This is a genomic window from Pseudomonas sp. OIL-1, assembly GCF_010669185.1.
In the GTDB taxonomy this organism is placed as follows: Bacteria; Pseudomonadota; Gammaproteobacteria; order Pseudomonadales; family Pseudomonadaceae; genus Halopseudomonas; species Halopseudomonas profundi.
The window spans coordinates 3,864,260-3,885,210 of the sequence record NZ_CP048629.1 but is presented as its reverse complement, the minus strand read 5'-3'; the positions used below and the strand labels follow the sequence as shown (position 1 = coordinate 3,885,210).

The window sequence follows — 20,951 nt, the reverse complement described above, 5'->3', positions numbered from 1 at the left end:
CACTCAAGCCGCTAATTGTTGGTAAATCGTACTGGGTGTTTTCATCCCCAGTGCCTGATGAGGGCGCTGCTCGTTGTAGTACTTGAACCACGCCCTCAAGGTTTGCCTGGCTTCATCCAGTGTCTGGAAGTTATGAAGCCAGAGACACTGCTCTTTCACAGTTCGGATCAGTCGCTCAACCATCCCGTTCTGCTGCGGGGTGTGGGGACGGATGAACTCCTGTTTCAGACCGTATTGGTACACCGTCCGAGTGTAATGCCGAGAGGTAAATACCAGGCCGTTGTCACTACGCAGCGTGATCGGATCCTGAGCCCTGCCCAGCGTGCCGTACCGGGTAATGAGCGCCTCCTCCAGTGCTGCTTCAGCTGCCTTGGCGTTGCCGCTGGGGCTCAACCGCCAGCCAAGTGCCTCTCGGGTATGGCAGTCCATAACGATGGTCAGGGCGCACCAGCGGTGAACCGGACCACACCAGACACGTGCAATGTCTGTTGCCCAGCGCTCATTCGGGCGCGAGGCCACCGAAGGTAATGCCTGCACCCGGGGGCGGGCTCCACTGCGGCGCTTGCGCACCTGCCAGCCCTTGATCTGGAACAGGCGCTGGATGGTGTTCTTGTTCTCACCCAACAGCCAGGCAACGGTACGGTAGCCAGCATACGGCAGATCGTTGATCACCCGCTTTACCCGCGCCGCCAAGTGCTCATTGACCCTGGGTTTGGCTTTGGTAGGCCGATAGTAATAACTGCGGCGGGACACACCGGCCCAGCGGCAGGCCTGCACCACCGTCACGACATAGCCTTGGGTAGCCATCTCGGCCATGACCTGATCGATCAATCGTCGGTCGAGTCGAGATGGCGCTGCAACTTTTTTCGGAACTTGAGCTCCAGCATGGCCTCGCCATAGGCTTCCCGGAGTTCGCGCAGCTGGGTTTCATACTGCTCGGCGATATCCTTGGGATTGGCCTTAAGGGCGTTTTCCATCCCGGCTTCGGCATCGTCCATCCACTTCTCGACCTCCTGCTGGGTGAGATCGTAGTGGCGCGCAGCCTCGGGCACTGTAGTCTGCCCTCGGTAGATCTGCTTGATCAGCTCCGCTTTGCGTTTGGCTGTCCAGCGCTTGATGTCGGGTTCTTGCGTCATGCTTCACTCCAATTTCTGAAGCGACTTTAGCATGTGCAGGTTTTCACTGGGTCATTACAGGATACTCTTCTCTGGCGACATGGGCGCTTCTATGCTGGATGACGCCGAGCCGGTGAGCGACTTCCTCGCGCATGTGTCGAGTATGGAAGGCTTCCATCGACGTTATATGGCTGGCAACAAGGCGTGCCGTTTGTGGGCCAACATGATCCGCTCGCTACAGCCTGAAATGATCGTTCCGCAGCACGGCCGACCCTTTGTCGGACCTGCTATGATCAAGGCGTTTCTTGATTGGATCAGCCAGCTGCAATGCGGTCTGGATCTGCTCGATCAGGAGGACTATCGCATTCCGTAACGGCCAAGGGAGCACCATGCCCGCACCGATTTACCCATGGAGGCAAAATAACCAGTTCGAGTTGCTGATAGATGGCGAGGTGTTTTTTCCACGCATCATTGAAGCTATGCAGCTCGCTCGCCACGCCATTGATATCGAGCTGTATCTGGTCAGTTCCGGTGAAAGTAGCAGCCGCGTTACCGAGACTCTGATCGATGCAGTAGCGCGCGGCGTTAAAGTGCGTTGTCTGCTCGATGGTCTGGGCAGCCATGGCATGCATGACGAGGACCGTGAACGGTTGCTGGCCGGTGGTGTTGCGCTGCGCTTCTATAACCCGATCAGTCTGTTCGGCGGCAAGGGCAACTTTCACCGCGATCATCGCAAGCTGCTGATTATCGATGAGCAGCAGCTATTCATCGGGGGCACCGGATTTACCGATGAATTCTGTCAGCCTGGCGAAAAGGGCTACTCCCAATGGCATGAGCAGATGTTGATAGTGCGAGGCCCGGTGGTTGCCGATTGCCTCGATCTGTTCGAGCGTCAATGGACCGCGTCAGCCAAGCGGTTAAGACTGTTGCCGCCACGCCGTCAGCGGGTATCGGTGCCCCCATCGCCAGCATCGGGTGATGGCTATGCCAGACTGTCCTACACCGATTCGCAGGAACATCGCGAGACGGTTCAGGCGTTATTCGCGACCATTTCCCGTTCGCGCAGGCTTGTCTGGCTGGCTACGCCTTATTTTCTTCCGAGTTGGCGAGTCCGTCGGGCGCTGATGCGAGCAGCGCGGCGGGGAGTTGACGTACGCTTGTTATTGGGTGGCGGTATGCACGATCATCCTGCGATCCGTTATGCTGGGCAGCGGTTTTACCAGAAGCTACTCAAATCCGGCATTCGCATCTACGAATATCAACCGCGGTTTCTGCATCTTAAAACCGTGCTGGTGGATGACTGGGCCAGCCTCGGCTCATGTAATTTTGATCACTGGACGCTGCACTGGAATCTGGAGGCTAACCTGAATCTGGTCGATTCAGGGCTGAACCGCGCGATCACTCAAAGCTTCGAGACGGATTTTGCCATGAGCCGGGAATGGACGCGGGAGGAATGGCGCGATCTGCCGCGGTTGCACAGGATGAAGATCTTTCTCTGGGGATCGATCAACCGCGCGATCATGCTCTGGTTCAGCATCAAAGGTTGAGCAAGGCAGCCCGTCGTAGCGGGCTGCAGGGGATGCCAGACTAGGCGACCGGGTAGGTCGGCTTGCGCTTCTCGAGAAAGGCCGACAAGGCTTCCCGGGCTTCGGGCCCCTGGAGCAGGCTGGCGAAATGCTCGCCTTCCTTGTCCATGATTTCACAGGCAGTTTCCCTGATACCCTGCTTGAGCAGCTGTTTCGTCAGGCGCACTGATCCTGGCGGCAAATCGGCGATGCGCAGTGCGGCGGTGCGGGCTGCGTCCAGTACATCAGCACCGGTGCCAAACGCATAGTTAGCCAATCCCATATCAGCAGCACGCTGGCCAGTGATCGCCTGCCCGAGCAATAGCATTTCCGCAGCGCGCAGGTGCCCGATCAGGCGGGGAAGGAGAAAGCTCGAGGCCGCTTCAGGACAGAGCCCCAGATTAACGAAGGGCATCGTCAGCATCGCGTCGTCAGCAACGTATACCATATCGCAATGCAGCAGCATGGTCGTGCCAATGCCGACGGCGGGGCCGTTCACCGCAGCGATCAGGGGTTTATCCGCATTGCAGATGGTCTTGAGAAAGTCATATACCGGGCTGCCTTTGCCTCCCGGTGCTACGTTCACAAAGTCGCTGATGTCATTGCCACTGGTGAAGCATTCTTCGCTGCCCTGAATGATCACGGCGCGCAAGCTGCTGTCATCCTGTGCCTCGCGAATGGCCTCGGCCATACCGGCGTACATTTCACGACTGAGTGCGTTCTTTTTTTCGGGGCGGTTCATGGTGATGGTCAGTACCGCATCACTATGGTCGATGAGCAGCTGGTCAGTCACGTTGGCTCCTTGGCGTGTTATTGAGGGCGACTGTGAAAGGCTTCATCGAGCACTTGGCGCCCGGGCAAACCGGCAAAAAACAGCGGTTTACGTAGCTGCTCGACAAAACCTGGGTCGCCGCAGATTAGCGCCATGGTCCTGCGCGAGGCAATACGCAGCTGCCTGATGTCGTCGGCCATGGTGGCTCGACGCTGGAGTCTGATGGTCAATAAGGGGTGCCGGTCGGCAAGTTCTTCAAGGCGTTTGGCGATATAACAGTCGCCTGTTGACCAGTGCCATAATTCGATTGGCGCTGCATGTCCCCGCTCCAGAGCATGCCGCAGAATCGCCTGAAGCGGTGCCAGCCCGGTGCCTGCAGCCAACAACAGAAGCGGTCGATCCTGCCAGTCTGCATCGTATTGCAATGTGCCCGTCGCGGCGCCGAGGAACAGCCTGTCGTCAACCTTGAGGTCCGCTGCGGCGCGGCTGAATGTACCCGATGCATGCAGGCGGATATGAAACTCCAGCCAGGGTTCGCCCGGCAGGCTGGCAATCGAATAGGGTCGGCCGAGCTGAGAATTGAGCCACAGGGCAAGATGTTGCCCCGGCAGAAACCGCAAAGGTCGTTCAGGTGCGATGCGGAGAATCAGGACGTTATCAACATGCATGACGGAGACGACGTCGGCGCCAAGATCATCGCATGTCGGATCGTGCAACCGCAGGTCCATATCCTGCACAACCGGACACTGGCAGCTAAGCAGCCATCCAGCCTCGCGTTGTTCTGCTGTGAGCGTATGGCACGCTTCAGCTGGCGCCTGACCTGGTTGGGCCTGAACCAGACAGGTATGGCAATACCCGCCGCGGCATGACCAGGGAACGGTCTGGCCTTCGGCAAGCAGCTTGTCGAGCAGGTTTTCGCCATGCCCGGCATGCAGGGTCAGGTTGCCCAGCCTTAGTTCAGGCATGAGCCGGGTCGAAGACTTCGCACCGGTTGCGGCCGGTATTTTTGGCGTGGTACAGCGCCTGGTCTGCCTCGCTTATACAGGCATCCAGCTCATCGCCGGGGTGTATCAGGGTCAAACCGGCCGATAGCGTGCAGAAGGTACCTTCGGGCAAGCAGGGGAACTCGGTTCGGGAAAAGGCATTACGGATGCGGTCCAGACAGTGCTGCAAACTGACCATGTCGCTGTTATTCAGAAGCAGAACGAACTCCTCGCCACCGAATCGGGCAACCAGATCACCACCACGCAGGTTCTCCGCAGCTACCCGGGCAAATCCCAGGAGCACTTCATCGCCAGCAGCATGGCCATAGTTGTCGTTGATGCGCTTGAAATGATCCAGGTCCACCAAAGCAATCCCCAGCGTTTTGCCGGGTCCCAGCAACTGGATGCGTCGGCGGGACTCGTCGATGAAATGGCGCCGGTTGGCCAGGCCGGTCAGGCTGTCAGTGGCGGCCAGGTCTTGAAGTTGACCCATCATTCCCTTCAGAGTTTCCTGATGGAGCCTTAGTGTACTGTGGCGATGTTGCAACTGCTCTTTGAGCTTACGAACGTATCCTGCGAATACACAAAGCCAGCCAAGGAAGCATGCGAGCGCCGCCCACTCGATCAACTGGAGTGTCAGATCGCGTTCGGATAGATGGAAATGGAATTCCACTCCAATCACTGCAGCGTAGCAACAGAGGGCGAAAATGGAATGCAGAAGATAGGCGCGTGGGCTCAGTTGGAAGATGCCGAATATCAGGCCCATCGGGTATAGCATGAGCATGCTGCCGCGCAAGTCGCCGAGAAAGATCATCAAGTAAGTCACCAGCACCGTGCCAGTGACTATCTGGATACCCGCCAGGCTCGGGTCCTTAAAGTGCTTGTTGAAACCGCTTCTTAGAAGGAACAAAAAGCAGGCCTGAATAGCAATGGCGACCACGAAATGGCTGACGAATGTCACGCTGTTACCGGTGTACTCACCGGAAAGCCAGGCGACGACAACCAGTACGTAAGCGATGAGATAGTTGGTCTGCGCCAGATAGAAGCGCTGTAGACGCAGCGCTTGGGCTTTGGCTTCTCTGTCTGCGGAATCCGTTCCGGTCACGGCAAGCCTGTCCTTTTTTATGTGATGGCCTATTGGCGCCAATTTAGCGCTCCAGGTTGGCTTTGCATAGCCTTTTGTCTCATTCCCGGGGCAACCATTACAAGACCTCTGCCGCGGGTGCGCTGCTCAGGTATACTGCGTGCCTCTTTTCAGGCAAGGGCCTTTCGCCCCCGCCGCCGCTTTGTCCGAGAATCTGGCAGTCCTGCCCTCTCCGTAGGTCAGCGCCGAGCCAGCAGCCAATAGAGGAGCCTGTCCGAGCATGGCCGTAATCAAGCAAGATGATCTGATTCAAAGCGTGGCTGACGCGCTGCAATATATCTCCTACTACCACCCCGTGGATTTCATCCAGGCCGTGCATGAGGCCTACTTGCGGGAGGAGTCCCCGGCCGCGCGTGATGCCATGGCCCAGATCCTGATCAACTCCCGTATGTGCGCCACAGGCCATCGTCCGATCTGTCAGGACACCGGCATCGTCACGGTCTTCGTCAAGATCGGCATGAATGTACGTTGGGACGGTGCCACCATGAGCCTCGATGACATGATCAACGAGGGCGTGCGTCAGGCCTACAATCTGCCCGAGAACGTGCTGCGTGCATCGATTCTGGCTGATCCCGCCGGCAAGCGCACCAACACCCGGGATAACACACCTGCGGTGATCCATTACCAGATGGTGCCCGGCGACACAGTTGAGTTCCACGTTGCGGCCAAGGGCGGCGGCTCGGAAAACAAGTCGAAGATGGTCATGCTCAACCCGTCCGATTCGATCGTCGACTGGGTAGTTAAAACCGTACCCACCATGGGCGCAGGCTGGTGTCCGCCGGGCATGCTCGGGATCGGTATTGGCGGTACCGCAGAAAAGGCTGCGGTGATGGCCAAGGAATCCCTGATGGATCCCATCGATATCCATGAGCTACGCGCACGCGGACCGCAGAATCGGGTCGAGGAGCTGCGCCTGGAGATCATGGACAAGGTCAACGCACTGGGCATTGGTGCACAGGGCCTCGGCGGTCTGACCACGGTTCTCGATATCAAGATCATGGATTATCCGACCCACGCAGCCAGCCTGCCGGTGTGTATGATTCCGAACTGTGCAGCGACCCGTCACGCACACTTTGTGCTGGATGGCAGCGGTGCGGCCGAGCTGACTCCGCCTCCGATGGATGCGTATCCGGACATCACCTGGGAAGTCGGCACCGGCGTGCGCCGGGTCAATCTGGATACCCTGACGCCGGAAGACGTGCTGACCTGGAAAACCGGCGAGACTGTGCTGCTGTCCGGCAAGATGCTTACCGGCCGCGATGCTGCTCACAAACGTATGGTCGAGATGCTCAATAACGGTGAACAGCTGCCGGTCGATCTGAAAGGGCGCTTCATCTATTACGTCGGACCGGTGGATCCTGTGCGTGAAGAAGTCGTCGGACCGGCCGGCCCGACTACCGCTACACGCATGGACAAGTTCACCCGTCAGATCCTGGAGCAGACTGGTTTGCTGGGCATGATCGGTAAATCCGAGCGTGGTCCGATTGCGATCGAGGCTATCAAGGATCACAAGGCGGTGTATCTGATGGCGGTCGGCGGCGCGGCTTACCTGGTTGCCCAGGCGATCAAAAAAGCTGAAGTCCTGGCTTTCCCGGAAATGGGTATGGAGGCGATCTACGAGTTCGAAGTCAAGGACATGCCGGTGACAGTAGCAGTCGATACCAACGGTGAGTCAGTACACATCACCGGTCCGGCGATCTGGCAGAAGAAGATCGCTGACAGCCTGGCGGTAGAGATCTAAGTCCCGGTTTGTTTGCTGTACTGAAAGCCCCGAGCGCGCCAGCGTCTCGGGGTTTTTTGTTTGGCTTGCTTGTCAGGGCATTAGCGGCCGGGTTATCAGAAACGCGCGGCTCGCAGCAGCCATGTACTCAAATACGCACAGATCAGACGCAGCACAAATCCATCCCCCTCTTTGAAAAAGGGAGGCTAGGGGGGATTTGTTTTTTGTTTCCAACTAGCGGAGCAAGGAATGATTCCCCCGGCGGGGATTTGCCGGAGCAGCGCCCGCCAGCTATCAGGCTTGCGCAAGACGCCGTGAACCCGTCCCTGGGGGCTTGACGAAAACATCCCTGTTTTCGACACTTGCGCCGCCCTGATAGCCGGCGGGCTCGGTCGAGCATCGGCGTGATGCGGAGTGCAAACCTGTTTTGGGGTGTGCTTTCAGGTAACACAAATCTTCATGCGAAGCGGGGCGACAGGGTTGAGCCGACCGTGCGATGACAGGGATGTCATCGACGAGCTTACAGGGACGTACTTGCAGCGTGTCGGCGCAGCGCTGCCGCCTCGCGACAGCTGACTCCGGAAGCCAGCCCAACGAACTGCTTGAGATGGTTTTGCGAGCGAGTGGTTGCTACGGTCGACATGACCGGAGCCGGTCGCCCACCGGCTATCAGGCTTGCGCAAGACGCCGTGAACCCATCCCTGGGGGCTTGACGAAAACATCCCTGTTTTCGACACTTGCGCCAGCCTGACAGCCGGCGGGCTTGATCGCGCATCGGTGTGATGCAGAGATTAAAACCGGGGCCGGCGTATCCTATCAGGCAACTCCAATATTTATGCGAAGCGAGGCGACAGGGCTGAGCCGACCGTGCGATGACATGGATGTCATCGACGAGCTTACAGGGACGTACTTGCAGCGTGTCGGCGCAGCCCTGTCGGCTCGCGGCAGCTGATCCCAATCGCATCCCAATGGACGCTTGGTCAGATCACAGGGTTCTGATTGCGTCCAACTGACTTAATTATGGAACCAGCCAAATCGTGGCGTAGCGCAGGCGCGCTACACCCCCAGGCTGGGTTGGCTCGGGCATTCAGGCCCGCTGCGTTATACCAATGACTCTCCAACATGCAGTAGCTTCAACGAATTGGTGCCGCCCTTCGAGTTATAGACGTCGCCTTTGGTCAGTATCACCCAGTCGCCCTGTTGGACATGCCCGAGGGACAGTAGCTTGTCGACGGCGGCCTGGTTTACTTCCCGTGAGTCCATGGATAGCGGGTTGAATTCGATGCTCTGCACGCCGCGGAACATGGCGACCTTGCCCAGCGTTTGGGCGTTAGGCGACAGCGCGAAGATCGGCAGATGCGAGCGGATACGCGACATGATCAGTGGTGTGTGGCCACTCTCGGTCAGGCTGATGATGGCGGTGACGCCAGGGAAGTGGTTGCCCGCATACATCGCAGCCAGCGCAATGGTCTCGTCACAGCGTTCGAAGCTCTGGTGCAGGCGGTGACTGGATGACTGGCTGGTGGGGTGCTTTTCGGCGCCGACGCATACCCTTGCCATAGCCTGAACGGCTTCGATCGGAAAGCTGCCGGCAGCGGACTCGGCGGAGAGCATCACGGCGTCGGTGTAGTCGAGGGCAGCGTTGGCTACGTCGGACACCTCTGCACGTGTCGGCAGCGGGCTGCTGATCATCGATTCCATCATCTGGGTCGCAGTGATCACCACCTTGTTCTGGCGGCGGGCGCGACTGATGATGGTTTTCTGAATGCCGACCAGTTCGGCATCGCCGATTTCTACACCCAGATCGCCGCGTGCAACCATCACGCCGTCACTGGCTTCGATCAAGCCATCCAATGCTGCTTCATCGGCTACCGCTTCGGCGCGCTCGATCTTGGCGATCAGCCAGGCAGAAGAGCCTGCCTCCTTCAGCAGGCGGCGCGCCAGATGCATATCGGCGGCGTCGCGTGGGAAGGATACCGCCACGTATTCCATTTCCAGTTCGGACGCGATGAGGATGTCGTTGCGGTCCTTGTCGGTCAGGGCTGCAGCCGATAAACCGCCCCCGCGTCGATTGATACCCTTGTGGTTGGAGAGCGGGCCGCCAGCGGTGACTGTACAGCGGACCTCGTCTGTCGTTACCTGGTCCACATGCAATACCACGCGACCATCATCCAGCAGTAGCTCATCGCCTGTGCGACAGTCTTCAACCAGCTGTGGGTAGTCAATGCCGACGACCTCGGACGTACCATCGTCCAGTGGATGCGAGGTGCTCAGGCGGAATTTATCGCCTATGGCGAGGTGGATCTTGCCATCGACGAAGCGCGCGATGCGGATTTTCGGGCCCTGCAGGTCGCCCATCAGCGCAACGTGCAGGCCTTTCTGGGCAGCCATCTCCCGTACCAGACGCGCTCGCTGGCGATGCTCATCTGCAGTGCCGTGGGAGAAGTTCATGCGTGCGACATTCATTCCCGCGTCAATTAACGCAGCGATGCACTCAGCTGTGCTACTGGCAGGACCCAGGGTTGCGACGATCTTGGTACGGCGAATACTCATGTTTGGTTTCCTATGAAGATATGGAGGCGCTTTATGGGCCGTTACCCGACAGGCAGTGTTGTAATCGGATTTGAGGAGTAAAGCATCATGATGTGGCATTCATGCGTTTCACCCCGGATGAATTATCACTGGCCCGCTGCCCGGAGGCTTACAATGGCGGTAAATTGGCGAACTAATCGAAGCTATAGTCTAGTCAGTGTGCGCGGTCCAGAGCGTTATAGAGCGCTATGATACTAAAGAAGCGCACTGCGAAGGGGAGGGCAGATGCACCCACGTGTTATCGAAGTGACCGAGCGCCTGCGCGAACGCAGCCGGCAATCGCGCCAGGGCTATCTGCAGCAGATGGCTGATGCAGCCGCATTGCCGCGCGGCCGGCGGCACCTGTCGTGTGGCAATCTGGCCCATGGTATGGCTGCCTGTTCCTCTTCCGACAAGGACCGGTTGCGGATGATGGACGAGGTCAATGTTGGCATCGTTACCGCCTATAACGACATGCTGTCGGCGCACCAGCCCTATGAGACCTATCCGTCATTGTTGCGTGAGGCATTGCGCGCCTTTGGTGCGACCGGTCAGGTTGCCGGCGGTGTGCCGGCGATGTGTGATGGCGTTACCCAGGGCGAGCCCGGGATGGAGCTGTCGCTGCACAGCCGGGATGTGATTGCCATGGCGACGACCGTCGCGCTGTCACACAACATGTTCGACGGCGGCTTGTGTCTGGGCATCTGCGACAAGATCGTTCCTGGTCTATTGATGGGGGCGCTGCGCTTTGGGCATTTGCCGATTCTGTTCGTTCCGGCCGGCCCTATGCCCTCCGGGCTGCCCAACAAGGAAAAGGCCGCGGTGCGTCAGCGCTACGCCGAAGGGCTGATCGGCCGGGAAGAGCTGCTGGAAGCCGAAACGCAGTCTTACCATTCGCCGGGCACCTGTACCTTTTACGGCACTGCCAATACCAATCAGATGTTGCTGGAAGCGATGGGGCTGCAATTGCCTGGCGCCTCCTTTGTTAATCCGGGCACGCCTTTGCGCGACGCGCTCACTGTGTATGCAGCAGAACAGGCCGCGCGCCTGGCGCGCAGCGGGGAAGGGGCGCTGGCTTCCATTGTTGACGAACGTGCGTTGATCAATGCTGTGGTGATGCTGCTGGCCACAGGCGGATCAACCAACCTGACCTTGCATCTGGTTGCGATCGGTCAGGCGGCGGGGCTCAAGCTTAATTGGGACGATATGGCCAGCTTGTCCGAAGTGGTGCCCGGGCTGGCAAAGATCTACCCGAATGGCCAGGCTGATATCAACCATTTCCAGGCTGCCGGTGGCACGGCTTTCCTGTTCAGCCAGCTGATCGGCGCGGGACTATTGCACACCGATGTGCAGACCGTGGCGGGACCGGGACTCGAACGTTATACCCAGGAGCCTGCGCTGCTCGACGGCAAACTGACCTGGCGGGCCGGACCAGCCGATAGTCTGGACCAGAGTATTCTGCGTGGCTGGCGCGAGCCGTTTTCCAGGGATGGAGGCCTGCGGTTGGTACAAGGGAGGCTTGGTCGCGGTGTTATCAAGGTCTCTGCGGTCGCCGAGGAGCATTGGTATGTGAGTGCGCCCTGTCGCATCTTCGAAAGCCAGGAAGCTTTTGTCGCCGCTTTTCAGGCCAATGAGCTCGAGCACGACCTTGTCGCTGTGTTGCGTTTTCAGGGTCCGGCGGCGAATGGTATGCCCGAGCTGCACAAGCTCACGCCCTATCTGGGCGTATTGCAGGATCGGGGCTTCAAGGTGGCGTTGGTGACTGACGGCCGCATGTCTGGTGCGTCGGGCAAGGTCCCCGCGGTTATTCATGTGTGTCCCGAAGCGCGCGACGGTGGCCCATTGGCTCTATTGCGCGACGGAGATCAGGTCACCCTTGACGCAGGCGCGGGCACGCTGGACGTTGTAGTAGATGAGGCTGTCTGGGCCGGCCGCCAACCCGTTAGTCAGGCCGAGCCGATTCGCCGCGGCTGGGGGCGGGAAATGTTTGCATTCATGCGCCATGCTGTCAGTTCGGCGGAGGAGGGCGGCAGCAGTTTCACCGCAAGCCTGCGTGAAGCGGACGAGGAGAGGAGTCTATGACACTGCAACAATTGGCACCGCAACGTGGCCTGGGTCTGGATGAAGCGCAGTCGATCGACGAGCATGCAGAGCGCTTGGCGACGCGTATCGCCACAGCTTTAAGCGAGGCAATCGAGCGCAACGGGCGGGCGGTGCTGGCATTATCCGGCGGGCGAAGCCCTGAACCGGTGCTGGCTTGCCTCAACCGGATGGAACTGGACTGGCAAAAAGTCATCATAACGCTCGCCGATGAGCGCTGGGTTCCGCAAGACCACCCGGACAGCAATGGCGGGATGGTTTGCCGCTGTCTGAAAGACGCAATGCAGTTGGCGCGCTGGGAGCCGATGTATCGCGGGCAAAGTCCGGAACAGGACGCCGCTGAGTTCGACACGCTCCTGCAGTCACTGTTGCCGCTTGATGTATTGGTTCTGGGTATGGGCACTGACGGACATACCGCCTCGCTGTTTCCCGGCATCGATGGCCTGGAGACGAGCGTGTCCGAGGAGGCTCCGGTATTCTGTCGCGCCATACCGGGCAACGAGGAGCGTCTGCCGCGGATTACCATGACGGGCAAGGCGTTGAACCAGGCAACGATTCGCCTGCTTCAAATCAACGGACCGCAGAAGCGTCAAGCACTGACCGAAGCCTTTTCCGCATCCCCCGCGGAGCGACCGATTGCGGCGTTTCTAGAACCGCCTATGGACATTTATTACAGCCCCGAGGGCTGACAGGACATTTATGAGCCTTGCCGAGAATACTCGCGAAGTGGATCGCCTATTTGCCTCCGTGCGAGTGTTGCCTGTATTGAGCATCCGCAGGGAAGTTGACATTCTCCCGCTCGCTGACGCCTTGCTGGCGGGGGGGATCACCACGCTGGAAATCACCCTGCGTACTGCGCATGGGTTAGCTGCCATTGCGATTCTGCAACGTGAGCGGCCTGAATTGTGTGTAGGGGCAGGGACAGTGCTGGATGGCCGGCAGTTTCAGTCCGCTCTGGATGCTGGCGCGAGGTTCATCGTTACACCGGGCTGTACTGATGAGTTACTGACACTGGGGCTCGACAGTCCGGTTCCTCTGCTGCCAGGCATAGCCACTGCGTCAGAGTTGATGATGGGTTATCGGCTTGGCTATCGGCGCTTCAAGCTGTTTCCGGCTGAGGTGTGTGGGGGGGGCGCTGCCTTGCGGTCGTTTTCCGGCCCATTCCCCGGCGTGCGGTTTTGCCCCACAGGTGGCATCACTCAGGCAAAAGTTGCCGACTATATCGATCTGGATAATGTCATGGCGGTGGGCGGCAGCTGGATGGCGCCTCGTGAAGCCGTCGAGGCGGGCGACTGGTCGACTATCAGCGAGCTCAGCCGCCAGTCGCTCGTGGGTTAAGCGTGCCTGCCGCCTTTTTGCGGCAGCGATACAATCAGCAGGTGATCAGGACGCAGGTTTGCTGGGATCGACAAACTCGTCAGGTTTAACTACCAGCACATCACAGGGCACCTCATCGAGCAGGCGTTCGGCGGTGTGTCCGATCAAGGCAGCATCCAGACGCGAGCGTGATACCGCGCCCATCACCAGCAGATTGATTGTCTGCTTTTCGATGAACTCGGGAATCGCTTCCTCCGGATACCCTTGCAGCAATTGCCTATGTGTCGCCGGGATGCTGGCTGTATCCGCGAGCTTGCTGAACGCAGCCTGATGCCGTTCCCGGACCTCGCCGGCATAGGCGTCATAGTCGCCGATGATGCTCGCATCGAATACCAGAGTGCGGGGCAGAGGATTGAAGCAGTGGGCGATATACATCTGCGCGCGCATCGCTTTGGCCAGACTGTCCGAATTGGCGATCAACTTGTAGTCCAGGGCGGCGGGCTTATCTGCTTCATGCAATGGATCGACGCTGGCGCAAATCGAGCCGATCAACGTGTCGGCCTGTTTGACCAGCCACAAGGGCGCCTCGCAGTGGCGGATCAGTTGCCAGTCGGTATTGGTCAGCAGGAGCTTCTTGATCGGGTTGTGGTGGTGGGTGGTCTTGATGACCAGATCCGCATCGGATTGCTGGACCGCCTGCAGGATGTTGCGATCAAGCCGCTTGCCCCATACTGCGCGGGTGTCCACGCGGGACGTTTTTTCACGTAGCGGCTTGGCGAGCTTGTCGAGAAACACCTCGTGTTGCTTGAGTAACGAGGCGCGCGCCTTTTCCAGCCCTGGCGTGGCAAACAGCAGGCCGCCGTCCAGTGCCGAGTTGTAGTCACAGAGGAACAGCGTAAAGGTGGCGTCGGGATAAAAACCCGCCAGCTGTTCGGCGCGGCGCAGAGAAGGCTGGTCTGATTCGCTGGTCGGATCAATCACCACCAGCACATTACGGAATTCCATCAATATTGCCTCCTGATTCGGGGAAGTGTGATTGAGTGTAAGACAAGATGGGGCTTTTGGAAGTGACCTGCATCAAGATGGGCGGTCGGTCGTTGAGCTACTAAAAATAATAGAATGCACCCGACCATCGCTTCCTTAATGCTTGGCCAGCGCGAACTGCTGCATTATTCTCGAACATTCAGGATGTTAGCGGACCAGGACGGACCACATGCTTAGATGGGTAATAATGGTTTTACTGGCTTGGCTGCCACTGCCAGGGATGGCCGAGATATACCGATGGGTTGATGCCGAAGGGCGTGTACAGTTCGGCGAGCGGCCAGCGGCGAATGCCGAGCTCCTGGATATTCGACCGCAGGTAATCGAGCGAGATGAGCAGGTCCTGCAGAGAGAAAAAAATATCCAGAAAATCATCGATGTACGCGCCGAGGAACGTGAAGTTGAAACGGCCCGTTCCGTGGCGCGGCGTAAACAAGCTAAGGCACAATGTGATGGCATGCGTCGCCATCTGGCCAAGTTTGAAGGTCGAAGACTCTGGTATGAAGAAGATGCTGATGGCAAAAAGGTGGAGGTCCACCCGAGTCGCATCAAGGCACGCAAACACGAACTCGAAACCCTGTTACAGGAGCGCTGTTAATGCCGTCTCTGCCTCTGTCCGGCAGCATGGGTACGCCCGGATTTATTGAGCAGCGTCACATCGCCCGCCATCAGCTGGCAGCGTATCTTTGCGTCTACAACGCCCGCACGGACAAGCCGATGGGGCAGATCGGCAACGTTTCAGGTAATGGACTGATGCTGATCAGCGTATTGCCGGTGATGGTCGACGAGATATACGAGATGCGTTTGAAGCTTCCAGCCGGTGAGGGTGGTCTGGACATCATCGACTTCAAGGCGTTGAGCCATTGGTGTCGATCGGATGTGTCTCCTGGCTATTTCGATACGGGTTTCAGTATTGTATCGAGCTCGCATTCCATCAGCGAACTTGCCCATCTTCTGGAGCGATTCTTCACCTTTTGATAGTGCGCTGATGCCTGCCCACTCCGCTTCGGTTAACCTGCATTATTTGAGCGGCGGGAAGTGACATGGGCAAGAGCATCTTCTGGTACGATTTCGAATCGACAGGTATTGATCCACGCAGGGATCGGCCATTGCAAGTTGCGGGTATTCGCACCGACGAGAACCTTGAGGAAATTGGCGAACCCCTCTGTATCGATTGTCGGCTGTCAGACGATACGCTCCCCCATCCGATGGCCTGCCTGGTAACCGGTATCGGCCCCGCGCGCGCTACAGCCGGGCTCGCGGAAGCTGAATTCATCGAGCAATTGCATCGCCAGATGGCCGAGCCGGGTACTTGTACCGCTGGTTACAACAGTCTGCGGTTCGATGACGAGATGACGCGCTTTACGCTGTATCGCAATTTCTACGATCCCTATGCGCGGGAATGGCAGGGCGGTAACAGTCGCTGGGACCTGCTTGATGCACTGCGCACAGCTCAGGCGCTACGGCCCGAGGGAATTGTATGGCCCGAGCAGGATGGCCTTCCCAGTCTGCGACTCGAACTGCTGACCCGAGCCAACGGCATTGACCACGGCCAGGCGCATGATGCACTGGCGGACGTGCGCGCTACTATCGCCATGGCGCGCTTGCTCCGGCAAGCCCAGCCACGTTTATACCAGTACCTCTATGATTTGCGTAGCAAACATAAAGTTTGCGAATTAATCGACTTGCAACGTGTGCGCCCGCTCGTGCATGTATCGGGACGCTTCGGTCGGGAGCGTAGCGGGTTGGCAGTCGTCCTGCCCCTTGCCTGGCACCCGGTCAATCGCAATGCGTTGATTGTGTATGACCTGGCGGCTGACCCCGATCTGCTGATTGATCTGGACGCAGAAACGCTCCGTGAATTGATGTATACCCGCACAGCCGATCTGACTGAAGGCCAGCAGCGACCAGGCCTGAAGTTGGTGCATATCAATAAATGCCCGGTATTGGCTGATATCAAAGTACTTCGCGAAGAAGATATCCAACGCCTGTCACTGAATATGACAGAGTTTCGTTATCGCGCAGAGACTTTGGCAGCGTGGCGGGCAGACGGTCAGAAGAAGTTACACAGCCTGTTTAACGATCAAGGAAGGATCGATAATGCTGGCCATGATGACTGCGAATTGCAGTTATACGGCGGCTTTATGAGTGACGCCGACCGGGCTCAGCTGGACATGATCCGCCAGGCGGGTGGAGAACAACTTGACGCTGCGCTATGGCCGTTGGGGGATCAACGGCTGGTAGATATGCTGCCGCGTTACCGTGCGCGGAATTTTCCGCAAAGTCTGAGCGAGGCTGCTCACAAGGACTGGTCTGGATTCTGTAAGGGTCGGCTTGAAGGCATTATCCCCGGGGCCTCAATAACACTGCCCGAGTTTTTGCGTACCATCGATGAGCTGCTCCCTACCCAGACGGGAACACAAAAGGCTCTGCTACTGGCCTGGCAAGAGTACGCTAAAGCCTTGGGCGCGCGGCTGCGGGTCAGTACGGTGTAATATCGATTCGACGTCGATGTTCAGTATCAAGCGGAAATAAAAAACCCGCCGGGAGTGGCGGGTTTTGCGGACGCCTGGCTATTAGCCGAGGATAGTCATCCAGGATTCAACAGTGTCTGAGCCGTACTGTTCTTTCCAGGCTTTCAACGTCTTGTGATTGCCGCCCTTTGTCTCGATGGTTTCACCGTTGTGCGGGTTTTTGTACTGCTTAACTTTGCGAGCGCGCTTGACGGGCGCCGAGGACCTTGCGTTTTTGGTTTGAGCTGAGCCCTTGTTATCAGGATCGAGAAGGGCGACTACTTGCTTGGGCGTCTTGCCGTGCTGATCCATCAATGCACGAAGTTTTTCTTCGAATTCGAGTTCTTTCTTCAGTTTGTCGTCGTTGGACAGTGACTGCAGGCGCTCGGAAAGTTCACGGATGGTCTCTTCGAGCTGGCGATATTCTTGAAGCATGGACATAAGTTGTACCTTATAACGGTAGAAGATGTATTCGACCCCGAAATAGTAAGTTAAGAACTCTGGCCATACAACAACTTGATGATCGCAATATGTAAATAATCACGTTTCTTTTTGCCGTCTGTCTCTGATCCGGCTGCAATCGGAGAACGCAGCGGGTAGAATGCCCCACTTTAGCCGCTGCTTCTGCCAGCAGTATTGGAGATCAATGAATGCGTACTTTTCGTCTGGTTATAGCCTGTCCTGATCGTGTGGGTATAGTCGCCAAAGTCAGTAATGTCCTGGCGACTTATAATGGCTGGATAACAGAAGCCAACCACCATTCGGATAATCTCTCCAATTGGTTCTTCATGCGTCACGAAATACGGGCCGATTCGCTACCTTTTGATGTCGATGGCCTGCGTACCGTGTTTGCGCCAATTGCTGCCGAGTATTCAATGGACTGGCGGGTGAGTGACTCTGCGCAGCGCAAAAAGGTCGTGCTGATGGCGAGCAGGCAATCGCACTGCCTGTTCGATCTGTTGCACCGCTGGCACAGTGGCGAACTCGATTGCGATATAACCAGCGTTATTTCCAATCACGATGATCTGCGCAGTATGGTCGAATGGCATGGCATACCCTTTCATCATGTTCCGGTAAAACCGGATCATAAAGCCGAAGCGTTTGCCGAAGTGACGCGTTTGATCGACGAGCAGCAGGCTGATTGTATTGTGTTGGCGCGCTACATGCAGATATTGCCGCCTGAGCTATGTAGCCGGTACGCCAACAAGGTCATCAACATACACCACAGTTTTCTGCCTTCATTTGTCGGTGCCCGGCCCTATCACCAGGCTGCCCAGCGGGGCGTCAAGCTGATCGGGGCGACATGTCATTATGTTACCGAGGAGCTCGATGCGGGTCCGATCATCGAGCAGGATGTGGTGCGAATCAGTCATCGCTTGAATGCCGAAGACATGGTTCGTCTCGGGAAAGACGTCGAAAAGATGGTACTTTCGCGAGGTTTGCGCTATCACTTGGAGGACCGGGTTCTGGTCCATGATAATAAGACCGTCGTTTTCAACTAAGGTGTGTCTTTGTATGGTCCAGCCCACCGTCAGTGAAGGAAGATGCCGTGCTCAAAATAGTCAAAGTCCGCGACTATATGTCCACCGACCTGATCTGTCTTTCGCCTCATACAGATCTGGCCAAGGCAATCAATATATTGCTGTCGAACAGGATTTCAGGTGCACCGGTAGTTGATGGATCAAGGCGCCTGGTCGGTATGTTGTCGGAGGCGGATTGCCTGAAAGGAATTTTCACCGGCAGTTATTTTGAAGAAGAGAGCGGGACTGTGGAATCGGTGATGTCGCAGGCCGACACCATCGACGCCGACGAAGACATCGTCAAGGCTGCCGAATACTTCATCAGGCAGGGCAGGCGTCGGCTACCGGTATTGGAAGATGGCGTTCTGGTAGGGCAGATCAGCCGGCGCGATATTTTGCGGGCAGTCCAGCACTTCAATGACCACGGCTCGCCAAAATGAGCGAACCTGTAGCGCAGCATGACAACGAGGACGATCCTGGCCCCCTTGCGCGCGGCGCAGCGTCCTTGCCGCCCGTGATCGGGGAAGGCTGTCTGGCGCGTTTCGATCCGGAGAGTCTGAACGAGGAGTCAGGAACTGACTTCTCCGCAGCCGTTTCATTGCGCTGCGAACCAATCGAGCCGCTGGATCCTGTCTGACCCGATAACCGGGCGTTATTGGCAAAAGCTCAGCAGGCAGGGTCTCCCTTGCCTGGTTAGCCGGTCGTATCTCCTTTCTTGACGCCAACCGTTCGTCAGTGAACGCCAAATGTTTCCTCCTCGTTGCCGATAGCCCAAGTATCTGGCACCACCCATAGTGCGCAGTCCCGCCTTCTGCCAAAGCGCAGTTGAATTGTTCACTACTCAGGCGTACCCATACATGAATTTGAGAAACTTGCCCATCGCTGCCAGGCTCGCCGGCGCGTTTGGGGCCATTGCGGTGATTGTCCTGCTGCTCGGATTGCTCGGCATGAAAAGCATGGACGATATGCGTAAAGAGGCATCGGAGGTGGAGCATGTCTGGATGCCGGGTCTGCAGCAGCTCGGCGCTTTCAGCCAGGATTTTCTGCGCTTCCGGGTATTTACTCTGCGGATACTGCTGGCTGAGGACCGGGCGGAGCTTCAGCAGCTGCACAGCGAGATGGATCAGCTTGGAACGAGCCTCAGGGAGTCTGAGCAGGCCTATGCAGCGTTGATCACCGAGCCAGCGTTACAGCAGGCATTCGACGATTATCTGGCGCAGCGCCGAGTCTACATGCGCCAGCACGAACAGACGATGAAACTCATAGCGCAGGGGCAGAAAGATCAGGCAATCCAAATGGTTCGCGACAGCCTCAACGATCTGGCTAGCTTGGCAACGAAGGAGCTGATTGATCTGGAGCAACTGCTTCTCCAGGGTGCAGGGAAGGCGGCCGAGGCATCCCTGGAAACCTACGAACAAAGCTTCCGTCAGGTCATGATCTTCATAGCCGCTGCTGCTGCGTTGACCCTGTTGCTGGCATGGTTGACCGCGCGCAGTATCGTCTCGCCTATTCGTCAGGCGGTGCAAATCAGCGAAGTCATCGCCACCGGTAACCTGACCCATAATTTCAAGGTTGAAGGCAAGGACGAGCCGGCACGATTGCTGATGGCACTATCTGCGATGCAGTCGCAGCTGCGCGATACCATCCGGGGTATTGCCAACTCGTCGACCCAGTTGGCTTCTGCGGCTGAAGAGCTGAATGCCGTAACCGAGGACTCCACTCGCGGTCTGCAGCGGCAAAACGATGAGATCCAGCAGGCAGCTACCGCTGTCAATGAGATGAGCGCCGCCGTGGATGAGGTCGCAGGTAATGCTGTTTCGACTTCGGAGCAGTCCCAGGCAACCGCGACCGTCGCCTCGGAAGGGCAGCAGCAGGTGATATACACTGTCACCAGCATCGACAAACTCTCCGGTTCCATTCGGACCACCTCCAAGGAAGTGCAGGAGCTGGCCGAAAAGGCGCAGAACATCAGCCGTGTGCTGGAGGTGATTCGCGCCGTGGCGGAACAGACCAACCTTCTGGCGTTGAATGCTGCCATCGAGGCCGCGCGCGCAGGTGAACATGGGCGTGGGTTTGCCGTGGTGGCTGATGAGGTGCGGGCTCTGGCGCACCGCACGCAACAGTCCACGGCGGAGATCGAAGATATGATAGGCACTATTCAGCAGGGCACTGAACGTGCGGTTGAAGCGATGCAGATCAGCAATACCATGGCTACCAATACCTTGGGCCAGGCAGAATCAGCTGGCGAGGCGCTTAATCGAATCACCGCCGCCATCAACGAAATCAACGAGCGCAACCTGGTGATTGCCAGCGCAGCGGAGGAGCAGGCGCAAGTGGCGCGTGAGGTGGATCGTAACCTGGAGAATATCCGCGACCTTTCAACACAATCAGCCGCGGGTGCCGAACAGACCAGCTGTTCCAGTCGGGAGCTTTCCCGCCTGGCCGTGGAGCTGAATGATCTGGTAACGCGTTTTACCATCTAGCTTCGGGCTCGTTTCGTACCCAGCCGTTGCCTTCTTTGATCGCAACGGCTTTTTTTTTGAACTCGCGCAGCTATTTACCCCTCTATTGCACTCAGTACTCAAACGAG

General features: G+C 57.7%; 21 protein-coding genes. 13 read left to right on the top strand and 8 right to left on the bottom strand.

Annotated features, from left to right (window positions below; all coding sequences use genetic code 11):
• Nucleotides 1–3: 3 nt before the first annotated feature.
• Together G3M63_RS17840 and G3M63_RS17835 are read right to left on the bottom strand one after the other, a co-directional pair.
• Nucleotides 4–816: an IS3 family transposase gene (locus tag G3M63_RS17840; RefSeq protein WP_163983972.1), complete on the bottom strand. Its 813-nt coding sequence runs from the start codon at nt 814–816 to the stop codon at nt 4–6.
• 11 nt (nt 817–827) lie between these two features.
• Nucleotides 828–1,136, bottom strand: a complete 309-nt coding sequence (locus tag G3M63_RS17835) for a DUF1153 domain-containing protein (protein ID WP_163983971.1) — start codon at nt 1,134–1,136, stop codon at nt 828–830.
• Between the two features lie 31 nt (nt 1,137–1,167).
• On the opposite strand from G3M63_RS17835, the gene G3M63_RS17830 reads away from it, so the two are divergent.
• Together G3M63_RS17830 and G3M63_RS17825 are read left to right on the top strand one after the other, a co-directional pair.
• On the top strand, nt 1,168–1,488 hold the full coding sequence (locus G3M63_RS17830) for a hypothetical protein (RefSeq protein ID WP_371923479.1): 321 nt from the start codon (nt 1,168–1,170) through the stop codon (nt 1,486–1,488).
• 16 nt (nt 1,489–1,504) lie between these two features.
• Nucleotides 1,505–2,662, top strand: coding sequence for a phosphatidylserine/phosphatidylglycerophosphate/cardiolipin synthase family protein (locus tag G3M63_RS17825; protein ID WP_163983970.1), 1,158 nt, complete (start codon nt 1,505–1,507; stop codon nt 2,660–2,662).
• Between the two features lie 40 nt (nt 2,663–2,702).
• Here G3M63_RS17825 and G3M63_RS17820 read toward each other — a convergent pair whose 3' ends face one another.
• From G3M63_RS17820 to G3M63_RS17810, 3 genes are read right to left on the bottom strand one after another with little or no spacing between them, the layout of a single operon-like run.
• Nucleotides 2,703–3,473 (bottom strand): enoyl-CoA hydratase, encoded by a 771-nt coding sequence (locus tag G3M63_RS17820; RefSeq protein WP_150299235.1) that lies wholly within the window; start codon nt 3,471–3,473, stop codon nt 2,703–2,705.
• A 17-nt stretch (nt 3,474–3,490) separates the two neighbouring features.
• On the bottom strand, nt 3,491–4,417 hold the full coding sequence (locus tag G3M63_RS17815) for a 2Fe-2S iron-sulfur cluster-binding protein (RefSeq protein ID WP_163983969.1): 927 nt from the start codon (nt 4,415–4,417) through the stop codon (nt 3,491–3,493).
• Nucleotides 4,410–5,540 carry a GGDEF domain-containing protein gene (locus G3M63_RS17810; protein WP_150299233.1) on the bottom strand — a complete coding sequence of 377 codons (1,131 nt, stop codon included), beginning with the start codon at nt 5,538–5,540 and terminating at the stop codon, nt 4,410–4,412. Before G3M63_RS17810 ends, G3M63_RS17815 begins: the two co-directional genes overlap by 8 nt.
• A 259-nt stretch (nt 5,541–5,799) precedes the next feature.
• Here G3M63_RS17810 and G3M63_RS17805 point away from each other — a divergent pair, with 259 nt between their 5' ends.
• Complete coding sequence (locus G3M63_RS17805) at nt 5,800–7,320, top strand: fumarate hydratase (RefSeq protein WP_150299232.1); 1,521 nt, start codon at nt 5,800–5,802, stop codon at nt 7,318–7,320.
• Between the two features lie 1,080 nt (nt 7,321–8,400).
• Here G3M63_RS17805 and pyk read toward each other — a convergent pair.
• Entirely contained in the window at nt 8,401–9,852 is a 1,452-nt protein-coding gene (gene pyk / locus G3M63_RS17800; protein ID WP_163983968.1) for a pyruvate kinase, read from the bottom strand.
• A gap of 264 nt (nt 9,853–10,116) precedes the next feature.
• Between pyk and edd the strand changes: the two genes are divergently transcribed.
• Genes edd through G3M63_RS17785 form a run of 3 tightly spaced genes read left to right on the top strand, consistent with a single transcriptional unit; the run spans nt 10,117 to nt 13,308 of the window.
• Nucleotides 10,117–11,952 (top strand): phosphogluconate dehydratase, encoded by a 1,836-nt coding sequence (edd, locus tag G3M63_RS17795; protein WP_150299230.1) that lies wholly within the window; start codon nt 10,117–10,119, stop codon nt 11,950–11,952.
• Nucleotides 11,949–12,659, top strand: a complete 711-nt coding sequence (pgl, locus tag G3M63_RS17790; protein WP_150299229.1) for a 6-phosphogluconolactonase — start codon at nt 11,949–11,951, stop codon at nt 12,657–12,659. Before edd ends, pgl begins: the two co-directional genes overlap by 4 nt.
• Nucleotides 12,660–12,669: 10 nt before the next feature.
• The gene (locus G3M63_RS17785; protein WP_150299228.1) at nt 12,670–13,308 is read left to right on the top strand and encodes a bifunctional 4-hydroxy-2-oxoglutarate aldolase/2-dehydro-3-deoxy-phosphogluconate aldolase; all 639 of its coding nucleotides are present in this window, start codon (nt 12,670–12,672) and stop codon (nt 13,306–13,308) included.
• Nucleotides 13,309–13,353: 45 nt separating this feature from the next.
• On the opposite strand, the gene G3M63_RS17780 is transcribed toward G3M63_RS17785, so the two are convergent.
• Nucleotides 13,354–14,292 carry a universal stress protein gene (locus G3M63_RS17780; protein WP_150299227.1) on the bottom strand — a complete coding sequence of 313 codons (939 nt, stop codon included), beginning with the start codon at nt 14,290–14,292 and terminating at the stop codon, nt 13,354–13,356.
• Between the two features lie 208 nt (nt 14,293–14,500).
• Here G3M63_RS17780 and G3M63_RS17775 point away from each other — a divergent pair, with 208 nt between their 5' ends.
• The 3 genes from G3M63_RS17775 to sbcB all read left to right on the top strand — a co-directional run bounded on the left by G3M63_RS17775 (nt 14,501) and on the right by sbcB (nt 16,823).
• A complete protein-coding gene (locus G3M63_RS17775; RefSeq protein ID WP_150299226.1) occupies nt 14,501–14,926 on the top strand; it encodes a DUF4124 domain-containing protein in 426 nt (141 codons plus the stop codon).
• Nucleotides 14,926–15,306 (top strand): PilZ domain-containing protein, encoded by a 381-nt coding sequence (locus G3M63_RS17770; protein ID WP_150299225.1) that lies wholly within the window; start codon nt 14,926–14,928, stop codon nt 15,304–15,306. Before G3M63_RS17775 ends, G3M63_RS17770 begins: the two co-directional genes overlap by 1 nt.
• Nucleotides 15,307–15,371: 65 nt before the next feature.
• Nucleotides 15,372–16,823, top strand: a complete 1,452-nt coding sequence (sbcB, locus tag G3M63_RS17765) for an exodeoxyribonuclease I (RefSeq protein ID WP_150299224.1) — start codon at nt 15,372–15,374, stop codon at nt 16,821–16,823.
• Between the two features lie 81 nt (nt 16,824–16,904).
• Here the strand turns inward: sbcB and mvaT are convergent, their stop codons facing one another.
• Nucleotides 16,905–17,282, bottom strand: coding sequence for a histone-like nucleoid-structuring protein MvaT (mvaT, locus tag G3M63_RS17760; protein ID WP_150299223.1), 378 nt, complete (start codon nt 17,280–17,282; stop codon nt 16,905–16,907).
• 209 nt (nt 17,283–17,491) lie between these two features.
• Here mvaT and purU point away from each other — a divergent pair, with 209 nt between their 5' ends.
• The 4 genes from purU to G3M63_RS17740 all read left to right on the top strand — a co-directional run bounded on the left by purU (nt 17,492) and on the right by G3M63_RS17740 (nt 20,844).
• Nucleotides 17,492–18,343 (top strand): formyltetrahydrofolate deformylase, encoded by an 852-nt coding sequence (purU, locus tag G3M63_RS17755; RefSeq protein WP_150299222.1) that lies wholly within the window; start codon nt 17,492–17,494, stop codon nt 18,341–18,343.
• A 47-nt stretch (nt 18,344–18,390) separates the two neighbouring features.
• On the top strand, nt 18,391–18,801 hold the full coding sequence (locus G3M63_RS17750; RefSeq protein WP_150299354.1) for a CBS domain-containing protein: 411 nt from the start codon (nt 18,391–18,393) through the stop codon (nt 18,799–18,801).
• Entirely contained in the window at nt 18,798–18,998 is a 201-nt protein-coding gene (locus tag G3M63_RS17745; RefSeq protein WP_150299221.1) for a hypothetical protein, read from the top strand. The genes G3M63_RS17750 and G3M63_RS17745 overlap by 4 nt, the downstream gene beginning before the upstream one ends.
• 220 nt (nt 18,999–19,218) lie before the next feature.
• Complete coding sequence (locus G3M63_RS17740) at nt 19,219–20,844, top strand: methyl-accepting chemotaxis protein (protein ID WP_150299220.1); 1,626 nt, start codon at nt 19,219–19,221, stop codon at nt 20,842–20,844.
• Nucleotides 20,845–20,951 lie beyond the last annotated feature (107 nt).